This is a genomic window from Deltaproteobacteria bacterium (assembly GCA_029860075.1).
In the GTDB taxonomy this organism is placed as follows: Bacteria; Desulfobacterota; JADFVX01; order JADFVX01; family JADFVX01; genus JAOUBX01.
The window spans coordinates 22,183-46,648 of record JAOUBX010000031.1; the positions used below are offsets into that span (position 1 = coordinate 22,183).

Below are 24,466 nucleotides of genomic sequence, written 5' to 3' on the forward strand. Positions count from 1 at the left end.
AGCGCTAAAAAAGAGAAGCGCTTGAAGAGGGCCTAGTTAATGAAATTCGCTTTTTTTAGAGGCTTGTCATTTTCTTTTTTCCGGGGCAGCTTCCCGGCTCTGCAACAGAAGGACCCTTTTTACTTCCTGTCGCGGCGAGCCTTCGGCAAGGCGCCGGCCGGGAATTAAAGAGGCGGATACTTTTCCCTTTTCCATTTATAAGGAAGGTCGACAATGGTTCCCGGCGCTTCTATCTCTGCCAGGTAGCGAAAAGCCTCTCTTATGACGGCAACCTGCTGGGGAATGTTTCCTGCTTCACCAAGGGGATGGCCGAAAGGCCAGCGCAGGAAGAGCGCTCTCGGGGGCTTAACCTCCTCCGTCAGCTTTCTGAGGATAGAAATGGAAATGGTGGGGATACGGGCCTCTTCAATTGCTCTTTGTATCAGTCCGACGGACTGATTGCAGATCCCTCAGCCAGGGGTAAGGAGGGCAATGTCTGCACCGTCAGCTCTGAGTTTTCCTGCAACTTCGGGGGCCGTCTCATGGATAAGAGAATCGATCTTGTTTCCCACAATATGGCCCATAAAACCATAGTGCCTCGGCGCCAGCTCCCCTATTTCGCCTCTTTTAGCCATCTCCCTCAGTCTCTCCAGGGGAAAGACGATATTAATGTCCTTGTCGGCGCCGGTATGGTCGTAATACTTGTGGGTGATCATGAGATCTTCCACCCCGGCACGAGCCGAAATTTCCCTGAAGGTAAAATCCCCCTCTTCATCGTCCATATCGAAGGGAGGCTGGTCCTTCATATGGACACCGGCCGTGGTAACGAGGGCGACCTTGCACTTTGCAAGGTCACCGGTAAAGGGCGTCCAGGGAATGCCGCTGCTCTCAACGGCCTGGTAACTTTCAGCCCAGCGCTCCGCAATAAAGGGGAATCGGCTAAAAAGCCGGGTAATGATTCTTTCTTTCAAACCCTTGCTTTCCATAACAAACTATAGTAGCTTTCATTTCTGCCAATAACAACTTTTTTCTCTCTGAAAATGCTATTTTATATCATTGACAGTGAATCATTTTTATGATAACTCAATCATTATCCATATGATATACTTATGCATTGCCGAATCCAGAAAATAAGGATATTGATGTGCCGGAAAACTTAACAAATCAGGAAAATGAAGAAAAACCGGAAGTTAACAAGGAAGAACTGGCGTCCATAACCCATGTCATCCAGTCTTTGACAAAAGCGGCCAAAGCGTTCAAAATCTATCTTCCCAACAATCCGCTCCATAAAAAGTTTTTTGAGCAGCTTACGGCAAATATGGATAAGCATCTCGAAGACTTTGGCGACCTCAAACTTGAAGTAGAACAGTTTGAGATGAAATTCAGAAGGCATACCGTCTATCAGAACATTGACGCCAAAGACAGTCTGGCATTCAAGCTCAACTCCGACGGGCTCACCTCCATTTCATTTCTCGAAGGAATAGAAAAGGATGAGGTCTATGCTTTTCTCGATATTATCGGTCAGGAAGCCCCCTACGAAACAGATGACGATATCGTTACCCGGCTATGGACAAAAAACCTGCCCCATATCCAGTATGAAGTATCGGAAGACGATGAGGAATTTGATAGTGATTCCATAGGCACAGGGCGTTCTTCTTCACCGGACCAGAAAGAAAGAGTCGAGCAGGCAAGCAAAAGTATTCCCAAACCACCGCCATTACCCACACCCCTTACGCTGTCGCAAAGCATTCTAACGCTTACGGACAAAGAGATAGCATGGCTCAAGCAGGCAAGAAATTTTGAAGAAAAAAGACGGCCTGTTGACGATGTAATCAGCATCCTCACAGCCATTCTTCTCTCTACAAGGGAGCTGACTACATTCCGTGACTTTCTTTCCGTTACGGTCAATCTCATCAGAGACCTGATTGAGGCAGGAGAAGTCCATTATTCCCTTGAACTGATCAACTTTGTTCTCCTGCTCAACAAAAGAAGAGAAGCGCCGGATGAATTCATCAAGGTTATTTTAGAAGCAAAAAAGAGCATGCTTTCAGAAGAAATGATTTCAGGGCTTGAAAAAATAGTGGACCAAACGGATAGGGTAAAACCCGTCCAGTTAAAAAAACTCATTCTCATGTTCGGAAAAGAGGCAATAAAGCCCATGTGCAATCTCCTTGGCGTTGCTTCACGAAAAGACATGAGAAAGGTCCTTATTGAAAGCCTTGTTGAGATAGGGAGAGATCAACCGGAAGAGTTCTTTTCATTCCTTAAGGACGAAAGATGGTATCTTGTAAGGAATGCCGTTTTAATTCTCAGGCTCATTGGAGACCCTACGGCCCTCAACCATATACGAAATCTCATATCGCACAAGGACCCGAGAATAAGAAAAGAAGTGCTTTTTTACCTCCAGACCATTTCCGGTGAAGCCGCTTATGAAAATATGCTTCGATTTTTGTTGGACAAAATGAGCAGTCTCAGGGTAAGAGCGCTTAGAACACTGGTAAAAGCAAAGTATACTAAAGGGACCAAACAGATTCTCAAAATTATAGAGGCTGAAAGCTTTGAGGGGAAGGAACTGCCTGAAAAGAAGGTTTTTTTTGAGGCATTAGGATCACTTGGATCGGAGGAAATAATCCCCTTTCTCCGGGAAATACTGATGAAAAAATTCTGGTTCAACAAATCAAAGGAAAGGGAAGATGTTATCTGTGCTGCGTCAGCCTTGAGACAACTTGGCTCACCAAAAGCAATAGAAACCCTTAATGAAGCCCTTTCCGCCAAAAAGGGGGAGGTTAAAGAGATTGTTGAGCAGACCTTGAGAGCCATGGCAGCAGCGCAGACAAGGTAAGTTCTAATCAGACAGGACAGTCAATGAGCGAAAACAATATTTCATTACAGGCCGAGGAGGTAGTTAACAGGATATGCAAAACCCTGCTTTACCACTTTTTTGTTCTTCTTAAAACAGCCAAAAACTACGATTACGGGCATTCAGCCATGAATTCTCCCATATCGAAAGTTCTAGGCATCATTAAAGAACTTAAGGCCAAAAAGGAAGATACGTCGATAAAGCTGAAAGGGGGCTATCTCTTCGTCGGTGAACACCGTCTGAAACCTGACAAATCGGCCATCGAACCTTTCACATTCACTATGGGTGAACTGAAGAGGTACTTTATCGGCGCCATAAATTTTGACAGCCATGTAACAGCTGCCGATATCGGCAAATTTGCCTACTCATTCGGCGAAGTAGAACCCTTACCCTCACCTCAGACATTTGAAAAGTTCCAGGAAAAGCTCGAAGAGTTGGATATTAAAAGCATCACCATCGAGGTGCTTACAGAAAAGAAGGGAATGGCAGGGGATGAATTAGAGAGCAACAAGGAACGGGCAAAACTCCTCTATGCAAAGACGATCAGCGCTGTTACCGACGTTATGGAAGATGTAAAAATCGGCCAGACGCTGAAGCTGAAAAAATCAAAACGGGTCATACAGAGCATGATCGACCAGATGCTCACAGCGGAAACCAACCTTATCGGACTGACCACTATTCGCTGCCACGATGAATACACCTATCATCATTCAGTCAACGTCTGCATCCTTTCACTGGGAATAGGGCAAAGGATAGGCCTTAAAAAAGCGACCCTCTGCGAACTCGGACTGGCATCCCTCTTTCACGATATAGGCAAGTCGGATATTCCCCTTCAGATTCTCAATAAACCGGCGCCATTTACCGATGAAGAGTGGGCAGTCATGAAAAGCCACCCCCTGCACGGGGTAAAGGAACTGATGAAACTAAAAGGGCTCGACACCTTGAGCGCAAGGATAATTACAGGCGCATTTGAACACCACCTGAACCTTAACAACTCGGGTTATCCCAACATCGTCTACAAACGGGAAATGAGCCTCTTTGGCAGAATTATTGCCATTGCCGACTGTTATGACGGCGTCACTTCATCAAGGGTCTATTCGAGAAAGCCGATGACACCGGACAAGGCCCTGAAATTTATGAGCGACAGGGCCGGAGAAATTTACGATCCCGTACTGCTAAAACTCTTCATCAATTGCGTAGGTGTTTACCCTGTCGGCTCACTGGTTCTCTTAAGCACGAGAGAACTGGCCGTTGTCATGGAGAGCAACCCTGCGCCTGAAATGTGGGATTCCCCTGTCATTAAGCTCATCAGTGATAGGGCAGGAAATGAAATCGACGGGCCGGAGATAGACCTTGCCGACGCAAATAAGGAAAGGAGAATTGCAGAAGCCGTCGACCCCGAAGAGTACCACATCGATATAAGCCGCTACTTCCTCTAGCGCCCTATAAAAAGCTTTCCCTCATTTACTCTGGTGCGCCGCAAAAACCTTGTTATTTCCAGCCATTTAGTATAAAATTGTTCATTTCGAGCGGGATTTAAAAAAGGTGCAAAAGAGAGACTCTGTCCACATGTTTATAGGCCGCGCACTAAGGCTTGCCAGAAAAGGTTACGGCAGAACGTCTCCCAACCCTGCCGTAGGGGCCGTCCTCGTTAAAAACGGTAAAATAGTCGGCGAAGGCTATCATAAAAAAGCCGGCCAGGCCCATGCTGAAGTTAGCGCCATCAGGGCCGCAGGGAAAAAAGCAAAAGGCGCCGACCTTTATATAAACCTTGAGCCATGCAGCCATTATGGCAAAACCCCACCCTGCGCCCATACCGTTGTGAAGGCGGGCATTAAAAGGGCCTTCATCTCCATGGCAGATCCCAATCCGAGAGTTGCGGGAAAGGGAATCAGCATACTTGGCGATGCCGGTATTGAAGTAAAGACAGGCATTCGCGAAAAGGAAGCCAGGAAACTTAACGAAGCCTTTATCAAGCATGTTACAACAGGTCTGCCTTTTGTCACCTTGAAGGCCGCTTCCACATTGGATGGCCGTATCGCAACGAAGACCGGTGAATCGAAGTGGATAACGGGAGAAGGGGCAAGAAGGCAGGTTCACAAGATGAGAGACTGTTCCGATGCCATTATGGTCGGTATCGGAACCATCAGGAAAGATGATCCCTCTCTGACAACGAGGCTTGGAGAAAGAAAAGGAAAAGATCCTGTCAGAGTTGTTGTCGATGAAAATCTGATCATTTCACCGGGTGCTAAAGTCATCAACAGGAATTCCGAGGCACCTCTCATCATTGCCACAACAGACAGGGCACCGGAAAAGAAGGTAAAAGAACTTGAGCATATGGGTGTCAGGGTTTTTGTTTTTCCTGATGCAGCCGGCATTGTGCCACTTAAACCGCTCATGAAAAAACTCGGTCAAATGGATATCAACTCTCTCATGATCGAAGGAGGAAGTGAAATCCATGCCTCGGCGCTTAGAGAAGGAATTGTCGATAAAATTGCCCTCTTCTATGCGCCGAAAATCATGGGTGGAGTCCAGTCGGTAAGCGTTGTCGGCGGCGAAGGGGCAAACCTTCTCGCCGAAGCGATAGAAATTGAAGCCATGAAAACAAAAAAAATAGGCCCTGATATTCTTATCGAGGGCTATATAAAAAAGAACGCATAAGAAACCTGCCATGTTTACAGGTATTGTTGAAGGCAAGGGGGAGATAAAAGAAATAAGGCGAGCGGAAAAGGGCTTCATACTTTCCGTCATGGCTCCCTTTGATCTCTCCAATGATAAAATTGGTGACAGTATTGCTGTAAACGGCATTTGCCTCACCGCGACGAAAATAAAAAGCGGCATTTTTTGTGCCAATGTCTCTGAAGAAACATTATCGAGAACAAGCCTTGCAGGACTGGCTGCGTCAAGCACAGTCAACCTGGAAAGAGCGCTTAAAGCAGGTGACAGGTTTGGCGGTCACATCGTAACAGGCCATATTGACGGAACAGGCAGGGTAATAAAAAAAGAGGCAAGAGGAGAATCGGTTTACCTCGAAATTTCGGCAGGCGAGGATATTGTCAGGCTCATCGTGGAAAAGGGCTCTGTAGCCATTGACGGTATCAGCCTTACCGTAAACAGTGTGCAAAAAAACAGCTTTTCACTTAACATTATCCCCCATACACTGGAAATAACAACGCTTGGCGCCATAAAGAGGGGTGATGAAGTTAATATAGAAACCGATATCATTGGAAAATATGTAGAAAAACTGACAACAGGCAATAAAGGAGGAGGCATTCATATGAACCTCCTTGAAGATTGCGGTTTTGTTTAAGCCTAAAAAATATTTGGACACAGATTTCACGGATTGACTTTTACAATTTATCTGTATCGGAAAGATTTCGTGGGATAATATTTAATAAATGCAGGAGAAATAAATGCCAATTATAAGCAAAATAGATGATGCCCTTGAAGATCTTCGTCAAGGTAAAATGGTAATACTCGTCGATGAGGCAGACAGGGAAAATGAAGGAGACCTCGTTATAGCGGCGGAGAAGGTAACACCGGAAGCAATTAATTTTATGGCCCGCTTTGCCAGGGGCCTTATCTGCCTCTCCCTTACGGAAAAAAAGGCGGATCAACTGGAACTCCCCCTCATGGTGAGTGACAACACGTCAAACTTTAACACCGCCTTTACCGTCTCCATTGAAGCAAAAAAAGGGGTAACAACGGGGATATCGGCTGCCGACAGAGCAACCACCATACTAACAGCCATTTCAGATGATGCAAAGCCCGAAGACTTATCGAGACCGGGCCATGTCTTTCCCCTAAGAGCAAAGGCGGGAGGAACGCTTGTCAGAGCGGGACAAACGGAAGGATCCGTCGATCTTTCGAGATTGGCAGGGCTTAAACCGGCAGGCGTTATTTGTGAAATTATGAATGACGACGGCTCCATGGCAAGACTGCCGGACCTCGAAAAATTTGGTGAGGAACACAAACTCAAAATTGTGACGACAGCCGATATCATCAAATACAGAATGCTCAAGGAAAGCCTTGTATACAGGGCGGCGGAAACGATTATCCCTACCTTTTACGGTGGTGAGTTCAACGCTATTGCTTACGAAAACCAGGTCGACTTTCATGAGCACCTTGCTTTAGTCAAGGGTGATATCGACCCTGAAGAACCGATGCTGGTGAGGGTCCATTCGGAGTGTCTTACAGGGGACGTTTTCGGCTCTCAACGGTGCGATTGCGGCCCCCAGCTGCACACAGCCATGAAGATCATCGAAAAGGAAGGAAGAGGCGTCATCGTATACATGCACCAGGAAGGCCGCGGGATCGGCCTTGTTAACAAACTCAAGGCTTATGCCCTGCAAGATGAAGGGAAAGATACGGTAGAAGCCAATGAAATGCTCGGTTTTAAATCCGACCTCAGAGATTACGGCCTCGGCGCCCAGATACTGGTCGATCTCGGCATTAAAAAGATCAGGCTCATGACAAACAATCCAAAAAAAATCGTAGGCCTTGAAGGTTACGGGCTTGAAATCGTGGAGAGAGTGCCCATCCAGATGTCACCAACTAAAAACAACCTCAAGTATCTGGAAACAAAGCGAAAAAAAATGGGCCATCTTCTCAATTTATAGGCTCGTTTATTAAAAAATGTAATCAATTTATGAGGGCCTGAGCTAAAGGTCCCCACATAAAAGGAGGTAATAATGGCTGATACATATGAAGGAAACCTGGATGCCGGCGGGCTTGGCTTCGCTCTTGTTTTAGGCAGGTTTAACAGCTTTATAGGTGAAAAACTTCTCCATGGCGCCGTGGATGCAATCAAGAGACATGGCGGCAGTGAAAAATCGATAAAAATAGTCCGTGTGCCGGGCGCCTTTGAAATTCCCCTTGCCGCAAAAAAAATAGCGGAAAAGGGCCAGGTCGATGCGATTGTCTGCCTGGGCGCCGTTATCAGAGGAAGCACGCCTCACTTCGACTACGTGGCATCAGAGGTCTCAAAGGGAATAGCAACGGTATCTCTTGAAACAGGCCTGCCTGTCTCCTTCGGCGTCATTACAACAGATAACCTGGAACAAGCTATTGAAAGGGCCGGATCAAAGGCAGGAAACAAAGGTTTTGATGCGGCAGTAAGTGCAATAGAAATGGCTAACCTGCTGAAAAGTATCTAAGGGATGGGAACAAGGCGAAAAGGCAGGGAAATTGCTCTCCAGGTGCTTTACCAGATCGACATTACCGGTGTTTCACGGGATGCGGCATTGCAGGAATTCAAAAACCATTTCAAGGTAAAAAAAGAGTCATGGTCTTTTGCTGAAGCATTGATCAAGGGAATCTGCGAGCACATGAAAACAATCGATGCCCTTATTGAAGGGGAATCGGAGCACTGGAAGCTGGGAAGAATGTCCCTTACAGACAGGAATATTCTGCGCCTTGCAGCCTATGAACTGCTCCATATGGAAGGTATCCCCTCAAAAGTGACCATAAACGAAGCCATTGAACTGGGCAAGCTCTACGGCACGGAAGAATCGGGCGCCTTTATCAACGGCATCCTGGACAAGGTTTTTAAAAGCAGGAACCCCGGAGAAAAGAAGACCGGGTAATTTTTAAAGAATCAAGGCTGAATCTTGAAAACGAGACTCTTATCGACAGATATCGATCGTATTGAAACGGAAGTCGTCATTCTGCCCTTTTTCAGCGATGAAAGACCGCTCAAGGGCGCTGCCGGTCTTATTGACTGGAGAATGAGAGGAAGAATATCGAGACTCATCAATGAAGGAAAAATCAGCGGTGACAAAGGTGAATCGACTCTCCTTCTTCCTGAATACAGGATAAGCGCAAAAAAAATCCTCATGACGGGCCTGGGTGATTCATCGAGAATGAACGAAAGAGAACTCAAAGAGGCAGGCAGCAAAATCATAGAGCAAATGGTGCATATCAATGTTAAAAATTTTACCATTGCCCTTCCCCCTAAAAAACTGACCTCTCTTGAAAGTACTGATGCCACAGGGGCATTAATCCGGGGAATTGCAGCATTATTGGAGAGAAAAAAGATCAAGGACCATGATATTTATACCACTGTTGTTCTCGAAAAAAGCGACCTCGACAAGACAAAAAACTATATGAAAAAGCTGAGAAAAGAAGTAAGAGGTATGGAAGAGTCAGGGTAATAAGTCAGGACTTTCCATCAAAAGCAACAACATCAATATCTTCCACAGCAATAAGGCCTTCACTTACAATATCACCAAGGGCTGGAATGAGCACCGCCATTTTTTCTTCTTCACCGATGACCTCCACAATAAGCGGCAGGTCTCCCGACAGGCGGAGTATCTTATCGGTATGAACCACTTTATGCAGACCATAGCCGGCCACCCCTTTGATAACGGTAGCGCCGCTTAAACCCTTTTCCCTGCAAAGATCAATAATAGCGTAATAGAGCGGTTTTCCCCTCTCTTTGTCAGCCTCGGTAATAAATACACGGAGCAGTTTCTTTTTTACCATTTTATAATTCATCATTGCCCGCCATAAAGAATTTTTGCCGCTGACACACCTGCAATAACGGCAGCAAGCCCCAGCGACATGTTAAGAATAATATTGACTATTGAAAGAAAGATGCTCCCCTCCCTGATCAGGTTATAAGTCTCCAGGCTGAATGTCGAAAAGGTGGTAAAGGCGCCGAGAAAACCGACGGTAAGGGCTACCTTAAGTTCGGGAGGCAGAACAAGCCTTTCCACAGAAAGGGTGTAGAGAAAACCAAGAAAGAGCGAACCGAGCACATTAACGGTCATTGTTCCCAGAGGAAAGCGACCGTCCACAACAGATGTGGTCCACCCCGAAAGGAGATAACGGGCCAGGGCGCCGAAAAAACCGGCTATTCCAATATACAGGAGCTGTTGCATGGTTTTTGACTATTTACTTTTCTTCTCCAGTCTTTGTGAAAAACAACGTAACGAAGCAATCTCCCATCTGACAAATTGACCGAAAAAAAGTTTGCCTCCTTTAATCCGTAATGACCTTAAAGAAACCTTTATAAATGACTTTCCTTAACAGTCCCCTTAATACTCAATCCCCCGCCTTGCAATATAACCCTTATCATAAGGATGCTTGATCTTCAGCATTTCCGTTACATAATCAGCCATGGCCTGCAACCGGGGGTGGGCATCTCTGCCGGTAAGAACCACTTCCAGTTCCTTCGGCTTCCCTTCAAGGAATGTTGCCACCTCTACCCAGTCGAGCCATTCATTGGCAACAACATTATTTATCTCTTCAAGAACCAGAAGATCATACTCACGGGACATGGCTTTCTCTTTACAGAGTTGAAAGGTTTTTTCAGCATCTTCCACCATCCTGGTAAAAAGCGGCTTTTTCTTTAAAAACATGGGATGAATCATGTCAGAACAGATAAATTCTATTCCGGGAAGTTTCTCTTCAATGAGTCTTTGCTCCCCTGTGCCCCTGTTTCCACCTTTCAGGAACTGGATGATGCAAACATTTAATCCCTGCCCCGCCGCCCTTATGGCAAGCCCCATGCCGGCTGTCGTTTTTCCCTTACCTTCCCCCGTATAAATATGTATCAGTCCTTCCGTCACACAATGCTCCTTGAATTCATTTTATATAACTGCAGTCATGCCGTCATAAGCCAGTTCTACGCCCTCAGGCAACTCAGCTGAAGTTTTAATGTAGCTGACTTCATGCCCCATATGGGTAAAGAGTGTCCGCCTGGGCTTTAAAGCCTCAACAACCTCAAGGGCTTCACTCAGTGAAAAATGGGTTGCATGCGGCCTGTGCCTGAGCGCTCCCAGGATCAAAAGATCAAGCCCTCTCAATTTCTCCATCGACGCAGGCCCTATCTCACTGCAATCGGTGACATAGGCCATATTTGCAACCCTGTATCCAAGAACAGGCAACTCGCCATGAAGCACTTCAACAGGGATAAATTTTCTGCCCAGTAATTGCAAATCCCCCGACATCTCATGAAGCGTCAGCTTCGGGATACCACCACCATGCCTTTGCTCCCTGAAGATATAGGCAAACATGGTCTTTATTCTTTTGAGGGTCTCCTTGTCGCCATAGCAGGGTATGGCCTCCTGCTGAAGAAAATTAAAGCTTCTAAGCTCATCTATCCCGTGAACATGATCGGCATGGGCATGGGTAAAGAAAACAGCAGAAAGCCTTTTAATCCCGTTTTTTAATGCCTGGTACCGAAGGTCCGTAGAGGTATCGATGAGGACATTAGCCCCCTCCAGCGTTAACAGGATTGAAGCCCTCGTTCGTTTGTCTCTGGGATCATGGGAGGAGCAAACAGGACAATCACAGCCTATTGCCGGAACCCCGGTAGAAGTCCCGGAACCGAGGATGGTGACTTTAATCGTTGCATTCTCTTCAGCCATATTTATGCGTTGACGTTAGCACATCATCGGCTAAATATCAAGATACAAAGGCGCAGACGGCAAGCTAACGGCCCTTCATCAGAGAGCCGATAAATACTTCAAAAAGGCTGTCAAAAAATCAAGGCGGAATAATTTGCGGCCATAGCCTTTTCGCCCTTCTGTAAAAAAGACTTGCCCTCTTACGGTGGTCAGCGTGACAGGGGTTTAAGGTATTCCAAAAGGGCCGCCACCTCTTCCTCAGACATAACAGGCAAGGCCATATCCTTCTGGAAATGCTGCATTTTGCTGAGCACATACTCCCAAACTACCAGGGAATGCATGGACGGGTCGGGCAGCGTATGACAGGAGGCGCAAATCGCTTTGTAGAGTTTGGCCCCTTTTTCAGGGGTATGCGGCAGATCATCAGGATTCATCCCCTGAAAGGCCTGCTCTTCGAGATAAGCGAGCACCTCTTTTTTGATCTCCCCATCCCAGGGGACAAGGATCTTCTTTTCCCTCCCCTTAAGCTCAATAATGAGTTCTTCCATGCGGTCCACCACATATGCCCACTCAATAGCGTCGTGGGAGGCCGGATCGGGCAGATCATGACAAAAAGCGCATGCCGCATCGTAGTAAGCGGCCACTTTGCCGCCGGCTTGAGGAAGCGCTTTTTTATCTATTGCGATAAGTCCGTTAGAGAGCGCCTGATCGTTGGCATCGAAGCGAGACGGGCGGGAGGTTTGAATAGGTGAATAATAATTGAGAAGAAGAAATGCAGCCAGGCCGGTACCCATAACAGCCAGGGTGATAAATATTGTCCTTTTCATGTGAAGAATAGCTTTTGGATTAATGTTTTATCAACTCGAACCAGTCCTGATTAGCCGAAAATATTTTCCCGGCATCATAAGAGAGGCGATGGACGCCGTGGCAGCGGGCACAAGCCAGCACAGCCAATGTGCCCAAATGCCGCCCCTGTTCCTTGAGTGTGCCTGTTTTCAGGCTTTCCTCCAGGCTGCTTATTGTTTTGTTCATTCTTTCATCAGGATAGACCATCCTATCCTTTTTATGGCAATTGACACAACTTTCACCGAGCAGATGAATTCCTTTTTTTAAATCTGACAAAGATGAAAGCGCAAGCGCTGTCATACCGTCCTGAGAGGCAATTTTGATCTGATTTACCTCGCTTGTAAGTTTTTCCATATGTTCATGAAGAGGAACCGATGAATTAATTTTAAGGGCGCTAAAATCGGGGGCACGGTATATGGCGGCAGTAATAACCCGGTAATCTGCATGGCAGGACTCACAGCTTTTGCCCAAGTCTTGGAGAGCATGGAACAGATCTTCATATTCTTTGGTTTTTACGCTTTTCTGCAAACGGGAAAGGGCTTTTATATCCAGTTTTTTCTTCCACTCAGGAACCATTTCGGCAATCTTCAGATAATGACTGATCAAGCCGGTTGCCCATTTTTCCAAATGTTTTGCATCTTTCTTTTCAGCATAGAAACGAACCGCCTGCATTTGGCGACGCAGTTTGAACATATTGTGCAGCCACAGCTGCCGTTTATTTTCCGGCTTGTACCACTTTTGCAGAGACTGGGGCGGTTTTTTCAGCAGAACCACCTTGTCTTTATGACTGTAGACAATGCCTGACACAATCGCAATCAGCAAAACCTGAAGAAGAATAAAATATAACCATCGCATGAAAATTACCCGTCATTCTTAATATTTGACTGACTATTTAAAACATAAAGCTGAAAAAATTGCAAACAAGGAATACCGCTAAAGCCTCTATCCTGTCAATCCCCCTAATGCCGCCTGCGGCAAGCGCTTAATTCTTTTTTCTTTTGACAGGATTTACAGGATCAAGGGGATTAAAACCTGCAAGCTGTTTAAAAGGCTTTCCTTTTCTTTGAGAAGCATGCAAACAACTGCTGCAATCTCTATTCTTTCAGCAACTGCTTTATCAATTTTTCTGCCTTAACAATATCAAAAGAGCCAAACTGCTGAAACCGGATAACACCTTTTTTGCCGATAATAGCCATTTCCGGCGTACCCCTTGTATTATACCTTTTCATCGTTTCAGGAACTCTCTCACCTTTTTTATGAAGATCTACCCCTACCAGGTGATGAATCCCTTTTTCTTTGACAAATGATTTCAGTTTTTCCGGCCTCTGGAATTGATGCCCTTCAAATACGGTATGAATACTCAGCATAAACAGTTTGCCCGCCTCTATCTCTTTGGAAAAGGTCTGGTTCCATTTCAGCATGAGGGGGATGGAAAAACGGTTGCAGCCGGGACACCAAAGCTGAAAAAATTCGACGACAACAACCTTCCCCTTAAGATCTTCCACATTAACACCGGGGCCATTAATCCACTCCGACACTTGCCATGCCGGCGCCTTTCCGCCGACAGCTTCAGATGAAATTACCGTTGATGTTAAAAAGAGTAAAAGGGATATGGCGATGACAAGGTTCTTCAAGGTCTGTTCCTCCTTTGTTTGTTATCGAATTGATTGCGCACAATAGCTTGAAACAGGGAAAATATCAAGAATAAGGTAACTGCATGAATGTAGAATGGGAAATCTTCACCCTTTAGTTGACGATCCTTTCTCCACGTACGGCGAGGTAAATCATGCCCCAAAGGCCAAAGATTATGTACGCCCCTAAAATCAGCCCATATTCTATCCCCGGTTCCAGATAATAATGAGGAATACCTGTGAGAAAAAACAGCATGAAGACGATTGTTGTTGCCCAATAAGCTGATATACCCATTACGGCTGCTGTTATGGTTAAGGACCACCGCTTTCTCAAAAAGAGACCCACCAGCGAAATAAGGATTAGCGGCAAATAAACAAGTGTATCTGCCGCACCGAAAGCCCGGTTTAATTGTAAACCATATTCACCTACCTCAGTGACATCCTCCTGTAAACCAAGTTGCACCGCAAAATCATAATTCACTATTGCCATCGTTTGCCCCATTAGCAACAACAGGGCCGATAGAGCTAAAAAAACGGTAATGACCCAATATGCCCTGTTTCTTTTATTTTCCATTTGAAAAATCCTTTTCCTTTAGCATGAAAAAAAGTCCTTTCCCACGTACAAACCGCCCTTTGGGTTCCTCCTAAAAGCTTACCATATCCCGCGATGACTTTTCGATCCGACTTTTTCATACATCCCATAATTAGCAATATGACGGGCAGCAGCAAAACACGCAGCCAGGCGCCACAAGGATATCCATCATGATGGCGGTTCTTGTGAGCACTTGAGGAGAAATTTCTATTTTGACTTTCGCCCTGGTTTGCTGCAATTTCCGGAATGATTGCTGCACAGCCAGAGCTATCTTGCAGTGCAGCCCTTCCCCCTTGTCAAAGAAGGGAATAGGCAGGGGGGAGATTTTTCCTTAAAGTATAAATAAACCTGTTTTATCTGTTTATTCTCTCATATCGTTAGACTGAGGCGGACTTTCCTCTTCCGGACAGGTGCTTTTCCCGATAAAATCCTGCTTTTCCGGTATAGTGAAGGCAAATCTGCTTCCTTTTCCTTCCTCACTCTCCACCCATATTCTTCCACCGTGCATCTCTACAATCCTTTTGCAAAGTGCAAGGCCGAGCCCGATACCCTCAAATCTCTTGCTAAAAGGTGTATCCAGCTGATTGAAGGGCTGAAAGAGCTTATCCATATCCTCGGGGCTTATCCCTATGCCACTGTCCTCGACAACTATTTCAACAAATCCCTCCTCTCCCTTTTCCCTTCTTCTTGCGCTGACGACAACAGATCCGCCATGAGGCGTAAACTTGACAGCATTGGAAAGCAGGTTGACCAGCACCTGTTTGAGCCTCTTTTCATCACCAAACAAAGAAAGAGTGGAAGGCTCTACCTCTTTGTTTAAGCTGATGTCCTCTTTGACTGCCCTTTCCCTGACGAATATGAGGCCCTCTTCTACGAGAGAACCCATATCGACATTGGAGCAACTGAGTTCCAGTCTGCCCGTTTCTATATTGGAAAAGTCAAGAATATCATCCACAATTGTGAGAATACGGCCGCCGCTTTCCTGTATGTCTCTCAGAAAATTCTTTTGCTGATCAGTAATCTTGCCGGCCCCTCCCTCATACATAATCCGGGAAAAACCGATTATGGCGGATAGTGGTGTCTTTAATTCATGTGTCATATTGGCCAGGAATTCCGTTTTCGTCCTGCTGGCGCTTTCGGCGGATTCCTTCGCCTTTATTAGCTCCTCCTTCACTTTCTTGCGTTCGGTAATATCTCGCCAGGTCGATCTGCTGAAAAGAACCTTGCCCTTTTCATCGCGAACGGCTGTCACATTGAGACTGACATCAATTCTGGAACCATCTTTTTTCCTTAAGCGGAGTTCCTCATTATGCACCTCTCCCGTCTCAATAAAGGCTGGAAAAACCTTCTTCTTTACATAGTCAATGCAATCAGGTTGATACAGATCAAATATGGAGCGACCGATAATCTCCTCCTTCCTGTATCCCAGCTTGTCGGCAAGTCTTTGGTTGCATCGCACGACTTGTGCCGTTCGGGCATCCACCGAAACATGCATGTCGGGTGCATTTTCATAGAGGTCGGCATAGCTGCTCTCCGATTTTCTCAATTTCTCTTCGGTAATCTTTCGTTCCTCAACCTCCTCTTTCACGTCCGCATAAGCTTCCTGAAGCATGCTGTAACTCTTTTTTCGCTGTTTCTCAAAGCGGTGAAAGATGATTAAGGCAAGCGCCGTGAGAATGATACCGAAGATAACAAGCGCTGTTTCCGTGCCTTTTAACCTGTTTAACTCCTTATCTATCAGCCTGTGGAGTACATGTTCCACCTCTTGCGCATTTTTCATGAAGTCATCAAAAATGAGATGATAGCTCTCACGAACAACACTTTCAGGGCGAGCGGTTTTCAGGAGTTGAAAAAGAATTCCCCTGAGTTCATCCTGCATTTTTGCGACTTTTACAAGTTTACGGCGAACGTCCGCATCATCGAGAGGAATCACAACGTACCCTTCCGGGGCGATGCCGCCTTCCAGCATAAGCTGCGTATAATTTTCGACCTTATCCAGGTATTTACCGATAACCGTTGTCTCTACCTGAATATCACCGGCCATCATCTCCAGGGCCAGAAGGTGGGTCATTGTTCCCTCCAGTTGAATCTTCATAACGATTTCATCAAGATGCGCATACCTGGCATTTAGCCGGATACCTGTATAGGCGCTGTAGCTGAGCATGCTGATCAGGCTGACCCCCAATGCGCCGACAATGAGGAACATTCTCCACTTTATTTCACGTCTGTTTTTTGCATGCATTACTTCCCCCACAAAAAGACCGCCCCTTACCCTGGATTAAAATGTATTTCAAGGGGATTCCCCCCCAATCTACTAAAAAGATAAACCCTGTGGACAAGAGTCAGAAGCGCTTGATTGCAGGCATGTTCCCCTGTCCCATAAGAGGAAAACCTTTGTTAATCCCGGCAAGGGCAGTTGGGCATGGATTGATAGTGTTACACAGGATTTCACAGCGCTTTTACAAAATCGCAGTTGCGCCGGAAACCATGATATAACCCGGTACTGTCCGGTTAGGAATTTCAATGATTAATTTTAAGGTAAATACGCCATGAGATTGTCATTTCGACGAGGTACGAGGAGAAATCTTAACGTACCTTGGGTAAAGATTTCTCATTTCATTCGAAATGACAATCAATTGCAATTTCCTAACCGGTCATTGCTCGATATAACCGCCCTTTCCAGGTTAAATACCCGTGATATTTTAAGCTTATCACAATAAAAAGCCCTAATCCACGGACAGAAGAAAAATAAGGGTAATCGTTAAAAAAAGCAGACGATTAAGCGGTTTTCATTAAGATGAAAGTGGAGCAGGCAATCCCTTGAGCAAATCCCGGCAAAGTGTTGCACTATTGAGGCGCTTTAAAATCAGGGATTGCGCTTTGTCTGAATCCCCGGCGGGTACATTCTCCGCTATTTGCGGTGCCTTGGTTGATTGTCTGGATTGTTCCCGGGCAACATAGTCCAGGATTTTTTCAACAATAAGCTTCTCGATTTTCATTCCCGAAACTTCATTGATTTGTCTCACGGCAGAAGGACTGGTCAGGTTGATTTCCGTGATGTTTCCGCCGATGAGATCAACGCCGGCCATAAAAACACCGTGAGACTCAAGAAAGGTGGCCAGTTTTTGCAGGATCTCTTTTTCATGGTCATTTAAAGTGGCCGCCTCACACCTGGCGCCCTGATGAATATTTCCCATAAAACTTCCATTTAGGGGAACCCGGTTTACAATACCCAAACATTCTCCATCAACAAGAAAAATGCGTTTATCGCCTTCATAAATGGCCGGTAAAAAGGCTTGCGCCGTTAAATAGAGCGCGCTTTTCCCCTCGCCCATTTTCATTTTCAATCTTTGCTCAAGGGCCGGATCTTCTGCTGATAATTTTTCAATCCCTCTGCCGGAACACTCCCCCAGAGGTTTTATGACAATCTCGCCCTGTTTTTTTACGAATTGCAGCATGTGACGCCAGTTTTTCGTGGTCATGGCAGGCGGTGAAAAGCGGGGAAGGCGAAGTCCTGAAATTTTTTCGTTGAGATCTCTTAATGCCTTGGAGGGATTGATCTGAATAACCCCGGCAGGCAGATAATCGAGGAGCAACGTTAAATGGTAATAATTTATATCAAAGGGGGGATCATTACGAATCAGTAAAGAATCGAAATTTGCCAGCCCTTGCTCTTCCGGCAGCCCCAGCCGAAAGGGTGATACCGATTCAACAGGCCGGACTTCCCCCATAACCCGGTCCTGTTCAAGATAAAGAAGGTCCGGTTCAATCCAGTACACAGTATGCCCCTTTTGTTTCAACTCATCCATTAAGAGCAGCGACGTCTCTGTCTCAAGGTTGAGCGTATCGTAGGGGTCCATTAAAAAGAGGAATTTAAATAACTGCTCACCCATCACTCTTCCACTTTATCAGGATTCATAACCTTTAATACTCTTTTAAAACAAAGGATTGCCCACAGGCTAAAGAGAATCTCCGCCCAGAGGATTAAAAAGAGGGCTGAAAAATCAAACAATTGCGCACCTCCACGAAGGAGTGGAACCAATTGCCAGGCAACAATCAATAGCGTCAGCGCTCCCTCGGAAAGAGCAACCTTGCCCGAGAAAAACCCCAACACCCTGGCGCCAACGGCAATAATCATGGTGGTAACACTGCCTAATGCCAGGATGTGAAGTATGGCGTCCCACGTGGGATCGGCAAAAATCAATGCAAAGGCAATGGCCAGTGCCCAGAAAAAATTAAAGACAAAGGCAAGGACAAGGGAAGTAAAGCCCGTTTTAATCAATGCCGGGATGACGCCGAGAAAAGCAAGGTAGATAATAATAGCAAGGGCCATTAATATGCCCGTCACTTGCAGCAGTTCCATTTCAGTAAAAACGGTCAGTCCCAGCACAACCACAGAAGCAATAGCTGTCAGGGCAAAGAGCACGCCACCAAGGGAGTTAAAACGTTTTGCTCCCAGCACATTGGCAATCAGTTGCTGACCCGCCGCCAGAACGATAAGAAAAACACCGGACCACAGGACAAAGAAGCCTTGCGGCGGTTGGCTTAAATCAAGCCAGGGAGCGACGGCCAGCGTCAGAAATCCGACAAAGAAAAGGCTCCCAATGGGGATAAGGCGTTCCTGAGCTCCACCAAGAGCGGTACGAACCATAACGAAAAGCAGCCAGAGATTACCTGCTGTAATAAGCGCATTGCCTGCTATTTGCACATTCGCCGAAGGAATGACTTTTAGTATGACACCCAAAAGAATAAGCGGATAAATCCAGATTACCTGCTCTGATTTTGGTGGTGATCCCCCCAGGACATGTGCTCCTGACTGCAAAGCAAATCCGGCAACAAATAATCCAAAGAATACAAAAACCTGGACAGACAAATGAACCGCTTTTAAATCGGCATAGCCGGGTAAAATATCGACAAGCCCGTTCAGCATTGCCCAGGTCCAGCTTCCCAGGGGAAACCCGATGAAAAGACCTGCCAGCATGGCAGCGCCCCAAAAACGATGAAAGACAGGTATTCGTGTCCGCTTCATGGATGAGATTTGATAAGAACTTCTATTGCGTTTAAATAGAGACATTTGTTTTAATCCTAAGGGTGATTTTTTTTGTATTTAGTGGATAAAGGTGAAGTACGATTTTTTCAGATGGGCAAAGGAGTAATCATTTATTCCGCAAGGTCGCTTTTTTGTTGGAATTATAGCAAAAACAAGGCCGGAAAACAATTGTAAAAAGAGGCCCCCGATTCTTGAAAGGATTGCCCCTTTCCTTTTCACTCCGGCCCGTCATGCGGCAACCCTCCCCAAGTGCTGTATAGACTGGAGACATGAGTAACAGCAAGTTTATAACTCCACCGAAAATATCCGTAAAATGGGGGAAGCCACAAGCCAGAATTGCAGGGCGGCTTTCTTTTGCATACTTATTCTTTGCCGGAATTTATGCCCCTTGAGGGTAAAGAAAAGTATGAAGGCTTTTAATTCTTTTTTTGACAGGATTTACAGGATCAACTGGATTTTAACCCATAACCTGCAACCCTATCCCCCTTTTTTTCCTAAAAGGTCTTACCAATCTTTTCTTCCCATCAAACGCAGCCGAGTGGAACTGTTATCTGTGGAAATAAGGGTTTATACTGTCTGAGCGAAGCGAGTTTATAAACCCGCCACAGATAGCAGTGGAACGAGGGAAGCCGCAGGCCAAGATGTAGGGCGGCCTTTCTTTTGCATACTTTATCTTTCACCCTCAAGGGCATAAAGGCCGTCAAAGAAAAGTATGAAGGCTTTTAATTCTTTTTCTTTTGACAGGATTTACAGGATCAACTGGATTTTAACCCATAACCTGCAACCCTATTCCCCCTCTTTCCCCATATCCAAAACCGCTTTAGAAATCTGAAATGTTGTATCTTCCAGCATACCGATAAGAAATATAAATCCCTCCCTGCTCCGTTTACTGAAAGTGACTTCCCCCGAATTGTGGGCATGAAAATCCCTCAAAAAAGCCAAAATAAAACCGACTCTCTGCAATGCATCGAAGGGATGATCATCTTCATGGAAAAGTGGATTTGGTCTGCTCATAGCTATCTCCTTTCAATATTAAATATGGTTATTTCAAAAATAAAGTAACATTTGATGTCCACTATACCGCATTTAATGTTACCATTCAAGATAAAATTCAATATTTGATATGGTTCTTGTATTCCTCTAAATGTCGGATAATCTGTTTTTCTAATAGAAAAACAATAACTTTAGGGGGTAAGTAATGAATAAAAAGGAACTGTTAGGGATAAGAGTGAAAGAATTGCGTAAGGCCAAAGGCCTGACTCAAGAAAAACTATCGGAACAACTGAATATTGACCCGAAACAATTAAGCAGAATAGAAGTGGGCAAGAGCTTCCCCTCCTTCGATACGCTTGAAAATATTACCAGGGTATTGGAAGTAGAGATGAAAGAACTTTTTGAGTTTGAGCGCCACCTTAAAAGTCCGCAAGAGATGAGAGCGGAGATTGAAAAACTGATTAATAAAGCAGATGATGAAAAGCTTGTTCTTTTGTTGAATTTGATCAGGGCGGCAGTGGAGAAGTAGAGGGGGGGGGTATTAAAATAAAGAGCAGTGGCTCTGCTCTTTATTTGCTAGAGTGGAATTAAGTATTTTGTCCCCAGAATTCCTGTCCTTAATATGGGAGCTAATTAATTTTCCCCCTCTGTTCTAATGCGTTATGCCCACTGATTTGTGAGAATTGATTATATTTAGTTCACCTACAAGTAGGTGATTTTATAGATTTAATTTTTTAAGGATTATTAATTGAAACCGGTAGCTAAGAATACAATCCTATCTGAAGTTGAAGGCTACTTATCAAATCTACTCATATAGTTAAAGTCATTTACCAGTGTCATTTTTAATATTGATTTCCAGTAATTATGTCCAAAAGCTTTTTTATTTTTCTCACATTCCTCAATAATAGTTTCTTTTATATCTTCGATTGGCAACTTTTTGATGAATGCATTTATTGAAGTTTCGAATTCAGATATAACTGAATCACTACTCTCTTTAAATCGCTGAAATAAATTTAATTTATAATAGTGACTTTCAATCAAATGAAATAATTCTGGATCAATACCATATTTATTCTCTAAATAATACCTCAAATCTAATTCGCCAGAATTCTCCATTACTTCAACAAATAGAAACTGTACGTCTGGTAGTTCATCAAGATATAAATTTAAAAAAATCCTTTTGTTGTCTTCTCTCCACGCTGTACTTTTTAGACTATTACAGGTAGTGCAACAAGGAAATAAGTTTTTAGGATTAACGACATATTCAGCAAATTCTTCTTTTGGGATAAGATGATCGAATGAGTTTACTTCACTTATAGTGCAATTCTGACAAGTGTTAATTATTCTGTTATTTTCATCTGTAGTTAATTGTACTTTAAGCTCTTGAAGGACTTTACTTTTAAATACATATAATTTATGTAAAATCTTCTTTTCGTCCCCTGTATATCCTAGGCTGTGTAATGTCTCTAATTTATCTTCATCAAATTTCTCATCATATTTTTTAAATTGTTTTTCAATTGCATCATTTAACGCAGAAACTCTTGCCTTATAAGTAGGATCCTCTTCTGAGTTTCTTTTATGGCCGACAACCTTCTTGTGAAATTCAAAAGTATCTTGATCGTAAATGTTTAAGTTTTTCATTGATTTAGTTTACTTTTGATGTATAAACGAGCATTTAAGCTTAACGGTATTTTATCCGCTTCCAAAGCTGAAACAATTTCAGAGTATGCTTTTTCTTTTTCAATTAAATTATCTATTATTTTTTTGTATTGCTTTTCAATATTTTTATTTCCAAATACTTCCTCAGTAAGTACTGTTAAGTTTTCACCAAACGACTCAAGGCCAATTTTTCTTATTGATGATATATTTTCGTGCCTTTCAATAATATAAACATTATTTGAAAAAAGTTCTTGGATTAGTAGCGGAGAATGCGTTGTTATAATGCAGTATGATTGAAATTGTTGAACTAAATCACATATTGTGTTCATTAATTGTGATATAGCATTGGGATGTAAGTGTGTTTCCGGTTCGTCAAAAAGGAGTAGAGAGTCCAACCGTATGTTTGATATTATTTCGGTGATTATGTATAGAATAATACTCTGACCAGAACTTAGTTTATCTTTAATTTTATTAAAACCATCTATACTGACAGCGTAGCCATTAATTGTCTTATCATCATCTTTTTCAACAATAAACGTGTTTATAATTTCTTCATCAATGAAATTTAAAAGAATTTTTCTCCATTTATATATTCTCTGGAGCTTTTCGATTCTTTTCCAATTGTTATGGAAACGAAGAACTTGTTGTCTTTGTGAAAGTAATTCTTTTTTTTCACTTTTCTCATTGAGCAAACCACAGTAAATATAATTGAAATACGATGTTTTTTTTGGTAATTCAAAATTGTCAAAAAGGCTATAAGAAACAGCAATTACTTTGCTAAAAAGTGGTGCTCTTGGACTGAAATGCTCATCCTTTTTTTGAGAAATTTTTATTGGTAACGATGTTATCAGCTGAGTTTTGCCAGTTCCATTTTTGCCAATAATAGCGTATATCCTACTAGGCAACTCTTTATTACTATTAAAATCAAAAAGCACATCGATTGGATCACTGGCATACTTTGGTTGAAAACTAAATTTGAAGCTAAACAGGTTCGTTAAATCAAATCCATAAACTTTATGTTTTGCAACCCTCAATAACTGTTCTGCCTCATCAAACCTAATAAGTGATTCATTAAAAATTTCGTTTTTCTCATATCTATCATGAATTTCAGGGAAAAAAGCAGAATCTTTCAGTGCATACAAAACACTTTCAAAATTTCTACCAGTAACCTCTTTAAGGTTGCTATAAAAGCTGTATTTTTGCCCCAATGAGCAAAAGTTATTTTCGAGGATGGTAAACTTACTAGGTATGCTTGTTACAGTATGCTGACTAGTACCATCAGTTATCTTTGTCTCTCCTATATATTTTTCGGAGTCATCAGCACCATAGTAGAAAAGTGAGAATTCTGTTTTATAAGTAAAATCATTCCAACCCTCATTATATACTAAAATGAACGCTGGCTTAGAACTAGGCGGGGCATGAGATGAAAAATTTTTAGTATGACCAAGTGATTTTTTTATTACATGAAATTCAATTTTATTTGGCGGTAAATCAAAAGGTAAATTGTTGTTTTGCTTGACTTGTAGCTGGTATATGGGAAGGTTATCATCGCTATATCCGGAAATAGCTAATACAAAATCTTCTTTTTCTATGTAAGAATTAATGAGTAATACAAATTTTAATATTTCATCTTCATCATCTCTGTGTTTAGGATTAACTATGTTTTCAACAAATTTGACAAATATTTCATCGTCTTCAAATAATTTTAGTCGGTCTATAAATAGATATTCCAACTCCCAATCGTAATTGTTGATTGTATGCTGGACAATGTCGCCATACGCATCATCAAATCTAGAATCTTCAGAGGGCATAGCTCTTAAATCCCAGATATCCATTAGAAACTCCAGAATCTCTTCACTATCCGCATCCCTTCCAAAAGGATGCTGTTCCTTAATAATGGCATTAAATAATTCCGATTTGATTTTTCTAGAAATAATTATCATGTTATCTCTTGATTGATTGATATGCAAGGTTACCACTTTAATCAATGATTGGCATGCTTTTCATATGTTATTCAATAACATACGCTTGCTGTAGCAATAAAGCATATGTAGAAAAATAATGCAACTTTCTAGTTAAAAGTTGCTATTACTTGAAGAAGGTTAGTCTTGAGCAATTCAGGAAGGAAACGATTACGGGTTGGAAGGTGGCAAGTATTCTGCTACCACATCGGTAGTGTATGTTAAGAGCTTTATAGCAGTATCATATAGTAGGATTATTTTCTTCATTTCAATTGTTTCTTGTTTTTCGAATGATGGTGTTGTCCCATTTTGTTCAAATGGATATCGAAATCCAAAAGAACCTTTATCAAGTCGATGGAAAATATTTTTTAATTTTTTGAGTGATCTATTCTGATAATTAATAATAGGGACACATCCGAATGGCACTAAGTTAAGGGTGTTTATCATGCGCTATTAATAGCTTGTCCCTGACTGTTAACCAATTAAACATGTGTCATACCCGAAGGCTCTTATCGGGTATCTATAACAATTAAAAACCGGATTC

The 24,466-nt window shown here is 43.4% G+C and carries 25 protein-coding genes; 10 read left to right on the top strand and 15 right to left on the bottom strand.

Annotated elements, in window-relative coordinates; all coding sequences use genetic code 11:
* The first annotated feature begins 261 nt into the window (after positions 1–261).
* Positions 262–438, top strand: coding sequence for a hypothetical protein (locus OEV42_10870; GenBank protein ID MDH3974769.1), 177 nt, complete (start codon positions 262–264; stop codon positions 436–438).
* Positions 439–449: 11 nt separating this feature from the next.
* Here OEV42_10870 and OEV42_10875 read toward each other — a convergent pair whose 3' ends face one another.
* Positions 450–965, bottom strand: coding sequence for a glycine/betaine/sarcosine/D-proline family reductase selenoprotein B (locus OEV42_10875; GenBank protein MDH3974770.1), 516 nt, complete (start codon positions 963–965; stop codon positions 450–452).
* Positions 966–1,123: 158 nt separating this feature from the next.
* On the opposite strand from OEV42_10875, the gene OEV42_10880 reads away from it, so the two are divergent.
* The 8 genes from OEV42_10880 to OEV42_10915 all read left to right on the top strand — a co-directional run bounded on the left by OEV42_10880 (position 1,124) and on the right by OEV42_10915 (position 8,991).
* On the top strand, positions 1,124–2,821 hold the full coding sequence (locus OEV42_10880) for a HEAT repeat domain-containing protein (protein ID MDH3974771.1): 1,698 nt from the start codon (positions 1,124–1,126) through the stop codon (positions 2,819–2,821).
* A 23-nt stretch (positions 2,822–2,844) separates the two neighbouring features.
* Positions 2,845–4,278 (top strand): HD-GYP domain-containing protein, encoded by a 1,434-nt coding sequence (locus tag OEV42_10885; GenBank protein MDH3974772.1) that lies wholly within the window; start codon positions 2,845–2,847, stop codon positions 4,276–4,278.
* A 130-nt stretch (positions 4,279–4,408) separates the two neighbouring features.
* Positions 4,409–5,500, top strand: coding sequence for a bifunctional diaminohydroxyphosphoribosylaminopyrimidine deaminase/5-amino-6-(5-phosphoribosylamino)uracil reductase RibD (gene ribD / locus OEV42_10890; protein ID MDH3974773.1), 1,092 nt, complete (start codon positions 4,409–4,411; stop codon positions 5,498–5,500).
* A gap of 10 nt (positions 5,501–5,510) precedes the next feature.
* A complete protein-coding gene (locus OEV42_10895) occupies positions 5,511–6,149 on the top strand; it encodes a riboflavin synthase (protein ID MDH3974774.1) in 639 nt (212 codons plus the stop codon).
* A gap of 109 nt (positions 6,150–6,258) precedes the next feature.
* Positions 6,259–7,458 carry a bifunctional 3,4-dihydroxy-2-butanone-4-phosphate synthase/GTP cyclohydrolase II gene (locus OEV42_10900; protein ID MDH3974775.1) on the top strand — a complete coding sequence of 400 codons (1,200 nt, stop codon included), beginning with the start codon at positions 6,259–6,261 and terminating at the stop codon, positions 7,456–7,458.
* Positions 7,459–7,530: 72 nt separating this feature from the next.
* Positions 7,531–7,995, top strand: coding sequence for a 6,7-dimethyl-8-ribityllumazine synthase (gene ribE / locus OEV42_10905; GenBank protein ID MDH3974776.1), 465 nt, complete (start codon positions 7,531–7,533; stop codon positions 7,993–7,995).
* A gap of 3 nt (positions 7,996–7,998) precedes the next feature.
* Positions 7,999–8,424 (top strand): transcription antitermination factor NusB, encoded by a 426-nt coding sequence (gene nusB / locus OEV42_10910; GenBank protein MDH3974777.1) that lies wholly within the window; start codon positions 7,999–8,001, stop codon positions 8,422–8,424.
* A gap of 24 nt (positions 8,425–8,448) precedes the next feature.
* Positions 8,449–8,991 carry a hypothetical protein gene (locus OEV42_10915; GenBank protein ID MDH3974778.1) on the top strand — a complete coding sequence of 181 codons (543 nt, stop codon included), beginning with the start codon at positions 8,449–8,451 and terminating at the stop codon, positions 8,989–8,991.
* Positions 8,992–8,995: 4 nt separating this feature from the next.
* Here the strand turns inward: OEV42_10915 and OEV42_10920 are convergent, their stop codons facing one another.
* From OEV42_10920 to OEV42_10975, 12 genes are all read right to left on the bottom strand, one after another.
* Positions 8,996–9,337 carry a DUF190 domain-containing protein gene (locus tag OEV42_10920; GenBank protein ID MDH3974779.1) on the bottom strand — a complete coding sequence of 114 codons (342 nt, stop codon included), beginning with the start codon at positions 9,335–9,337 and terminating at the stop codon, positions 8,996–8,998.
* Positions 9,334–9,720 carry a fluoride efflux transporter CrcB gene (gene crcB / locus OEV42_10925; GenBank protein MDH3974780.1) on the bottom strand — a complete coding sequence of 129 codons (387 nt, stop codon included), beginning with the start codon at positions 9,718–9,720 and terminating at the stop codon, positions 9,334–9,336. Before crcB ends, OEV42_10920 begins: the two co-directional genes overlap by 4 nt.
* A 156-nt stretch (positions 9,721–9,876) precedes the next feature.
* On the bottom strand, positions 9,877–10,410 hold the full coding sequence (locus OEV42_10930; protein ID MDH3974781.1) for a cob(I)yrinic acid a,c-diamide adenosyltransferase: 534 nt from the start codon (positions 10,408–10,410) through the stop codon (positions 9,877–9,879).
* Positions 10,411–10,431: 21 nt separating this feature from the next.
* Entirely contained in the window at positions 10,432–11,211 is a 780-nt protein-coding gene (locus OEV42_10935) for a GPMC system MBL fold metallohydrolase (protein ID MDH3974782.1), read from the bottom strand.
* Positions 11,212–11,399: 188 nt separating this feature from the next.
* Positions 11,400–12,017, bottom strand: coding sequence for a hypothetical protein (locus OEV42_10940; GenBank protein MDH3974783.1), 618 nt, complete (start codon positions 12,015–12,017; stop codon positions 11,400–11,402).
* Between the two features lie 19 nt (positions 12,018–12,036).
* On the bottom strand, positions 12,037–12,891 hold the full coding sequence (locus OEV42_10945; GenBank protein ID MDH3974784.1) for a cytochrome c: 855 nt from the start codon (positions 12,889–12,891) through the stop codon (positions 12,037–12,039).
* A 239-nt stretch (positions 12,892–13,130) separates the two neighbouring features.
* Entirely contained in the window at positions 13,131–13,670 is a 540-nt protein-coding gene (locus tag OEV42_10950; GenBank protein MDH3974785.1) for a TlpA family protein disulfide reductase, read from the bottom strand.
* A 112-nt stretch (positions 13,671–13,782) separates the two neighbouring features.
* Positions 13,783–14,241, bottom strand: a complete 459-nt coding sequence (locus tag OEV42_10955; protein MDH3974786.1) for a hypothetical protein — start codon at positions 14,239–14,241, stop codon at positions 13,783–13,785.
* A gap of 379 nt (positions 14,242–14,620) precedes the next feature.
* The gene (locus tag OEV42_10960; protein MDH3974787.1) at positions 14,621–16,501 is read right to left on the bottom strand and encodes a PAS domain-containing sensor histidine kinase; all 1,881 of its coding nucleotides are present in this window, start codon (positions 16,499–16,501) and stop codon (positions 14,621–14,623) included.
* A gap of 550 nt (positions 16,502–17,051) precedes the next feature.
* The gene (locus OEV42_10965) at positions 17,052–18,152 is read right to left on the bottom strand and encodes a hypothetical protein (GenBank protein ID MDH3974788.1); all 1,101 of its coding nucleotides are present in this window, start codon (positions 18,150–18,152) and stop codon (positions 17,052–17,054) included.
* Complete coding sequence (locus OEV42_10970) at positions 18,152–19,333, bottom strand: NnrS family protein (protein ID MDH3974789.1); 1,182 nt, start codon at positions 19,331–19,333, stop codon at positions 18,152–18,154. The genes OEV42_10965 and OEV42_10970 overlap by 1 nt, the downstream gene beginning before the upstream one ends.
* 762 nt (positions 19,334–20,095) lie before the next feature.
* Entirely contained in the window at positions 20,096–20,323 is a 228-nt protein-coding gene (locus OEV42_10975) for a hypothetical protein (GenBank protein ID MDH3974790.1), read from the bottom strand.
* A gap of 184 nt (positions 20,324–20,507) precedes the next feature.
* Here OEV42_10975 and OEV42_10980 point away from each other — a divergent pair, with 184 nt between their 5' ends.
* Entirely contained in the window at positions 20,508–20,831 is a 324-nt protein-coding gene (locus tag OEV42_10980; GenBank protein ID MDH3974791.1) for a helix-turn-helix domain-containing protein, read from the top strand.
* A 263-nt stretch (positions 20,832–21,094) separates the two neighbouring features.
* Here OEV42_10980 and OEV42_10985 read toward each other — a convergent pair whose 3' ends face one another.
* Together OEV42_10985 and OEV42_10990 are read right to left on the bottom strand one after the other, a co-directional pair.
* Positions 21,095–21,943, bottom strand: coding sequence for an HNH endonuclease (locus OEV42_10985; GenBank protein MDH3974792.1), 849 nt, complete (start codon positions 21,941–21,943; stop codon positions 21,095–21,097).
* Positions 21,940–23,940, bottom strand: a complete 2,001-nt coding sequence (locus OEV42_10990; GenBank protein ID MDH3974793.1) for an AAA family ATPase — start codon at positions 23,938–23,940, stop codon at positions 21,940–21,942. Before OEV42_10990 ends, OEV42_10985 begins: the two co-directional genes overlap by 4 nt.
* Between the last annotated feature and the right edge of the window lie 526 nt (positions 23,941–24,466).

Excerpts from the sequence above, each read along its gene's own strand:
- OEV42_10945 (MDH3974784.1), bottom strand. The coding sequence starts at position 12,891 with ATGCGATGGTTATATTTTATTCTTCTTCAGGTTTTGCTGATTGCGATT.
- OEV42_10920 (MDH3974779.1), bottom strand. The coding sequence starts at position 9,337 with ATGATGAATTATAAAATGGTAAAAAAGAAACTGCTCCGTGTATTTATT.
- OEV42_10875 (MDH3974770.1), bottom strand. The coding sequence starts at position 965 with ATGGAAAGCAAGGGTTTGAAAGAAAGAATCATTACCCGGCTTTTTAGC.
- OEV42_10970 (MDH3974789.1), bottom strand. The coding sequence starts at position 19,333 with ATGTCTCTATTTAAACGCAATAGAAGTTCTTATCAAATCTCATCCATG.
- OEV42_10870 (MDH3974769.1), top strand. The coding sequence starts at position 262 with ATGACGGCAACCTGCTGGGGAATGTTTCCTGCTTCACCAAGGGGATGG.
- OEV42_10940 (MDH3974783.1), bottom strand. The coding sequence starts at position 12,017 with ATGAAAAGGACAATATTTATCACCCTGGCTGTTATGGGTACCGGCCTG.
- OEV42_10960 (MDH3974787.1), bottom strand. The coding sequence starts at position 16,501 with ATGCATGCAAAAAACAGACGTGAAATAAAGTGGAGAATGTTCCTCATT.
- OEV42_10965 (MDH3974788.1), bottom strand. The coding sequence starts at position 18,152 with ATGGGTGAGCAGTTATTTAAATTCCTCTTTTTAATGGACCCCTACGAT.
- OEV42_10935 (MDH3974782.1), bottom strand. The coding sequence starts at position 11,211 with ATGGCTGAAGAGAATGCAACGATTAAAGTCACCATCCTCGGTTCCGGG.
- OEV42_10980 (MDH3974791.1), top strand. The coding sequence starts at position 20,508 with ATGAATAAAAAGGAACTGTTAGGGATAAGAGTGAAAGAATTGCGTAAG.
- ribE (MDH3974776.1), top strand. The coding sequence starts at position 7,531 with ATGGCTGATACATATGAAGGAAACCTGGATGCCGGCGGGCTTGGCTTC.
- OEV42_10895 (MDH3974774.1), top strand. The coding sequence starts at position 5,511 with ATGTTTACAGGTATTGTTGAAGGCAAGGGGGAGATAAAAGAAATAAGG.
- OEV42_10885 (MDH3974772.1), top strand. The coding sequence starts at position 2,845 with ATGAGCGAAAACAATATTTCATTACAGGCCGAGGAGGTAGTTAACAGG.
- OEV42_10955 (MDH3974786.1), bottom strand. The coding sequence starts at position 14,241 with ATGGAAAATAAAAGAAACAGGGCATATTGGGTCATTACCGTTTTTTTA.
- OEV42_10985 (MDH3974792.1), bottom strand. The coding sequence starts at position 21,943 with ATGAAAAACTTAAACATTTACGATCAAGATACTTTTGAATTTCACAAG.
- crcB (MDH3974780.1), bottom strand. The coding sequence starts at position 9,720 with ATGCAACAGCTCCTGTATATTGGAATAGCCGGTTTTTTCGGCGCCCTG.
- OEV42_10975 (MDH3974790.1), bottom strand. The coding sequence starts at position 20,323 with ATGAGCAGACCAAATCCACTTTTCCATGAAGATGATCATCCCTTCGAT.
- nusB (MDH3974777.1), top strand. The coding sequence starts at position 7,999 with ATGGGAACAAGGCGAAAAGGCAGGGAAATTGCTCTCCAGGTGCTTTAC.
- ribD (MDH3974773.1), top strand. The coding sequence starts at position 4,409 with ATGTTTATAGGCCGCGCACTAAGGCTTGCCAGAAAAGGTTACGGCAGA.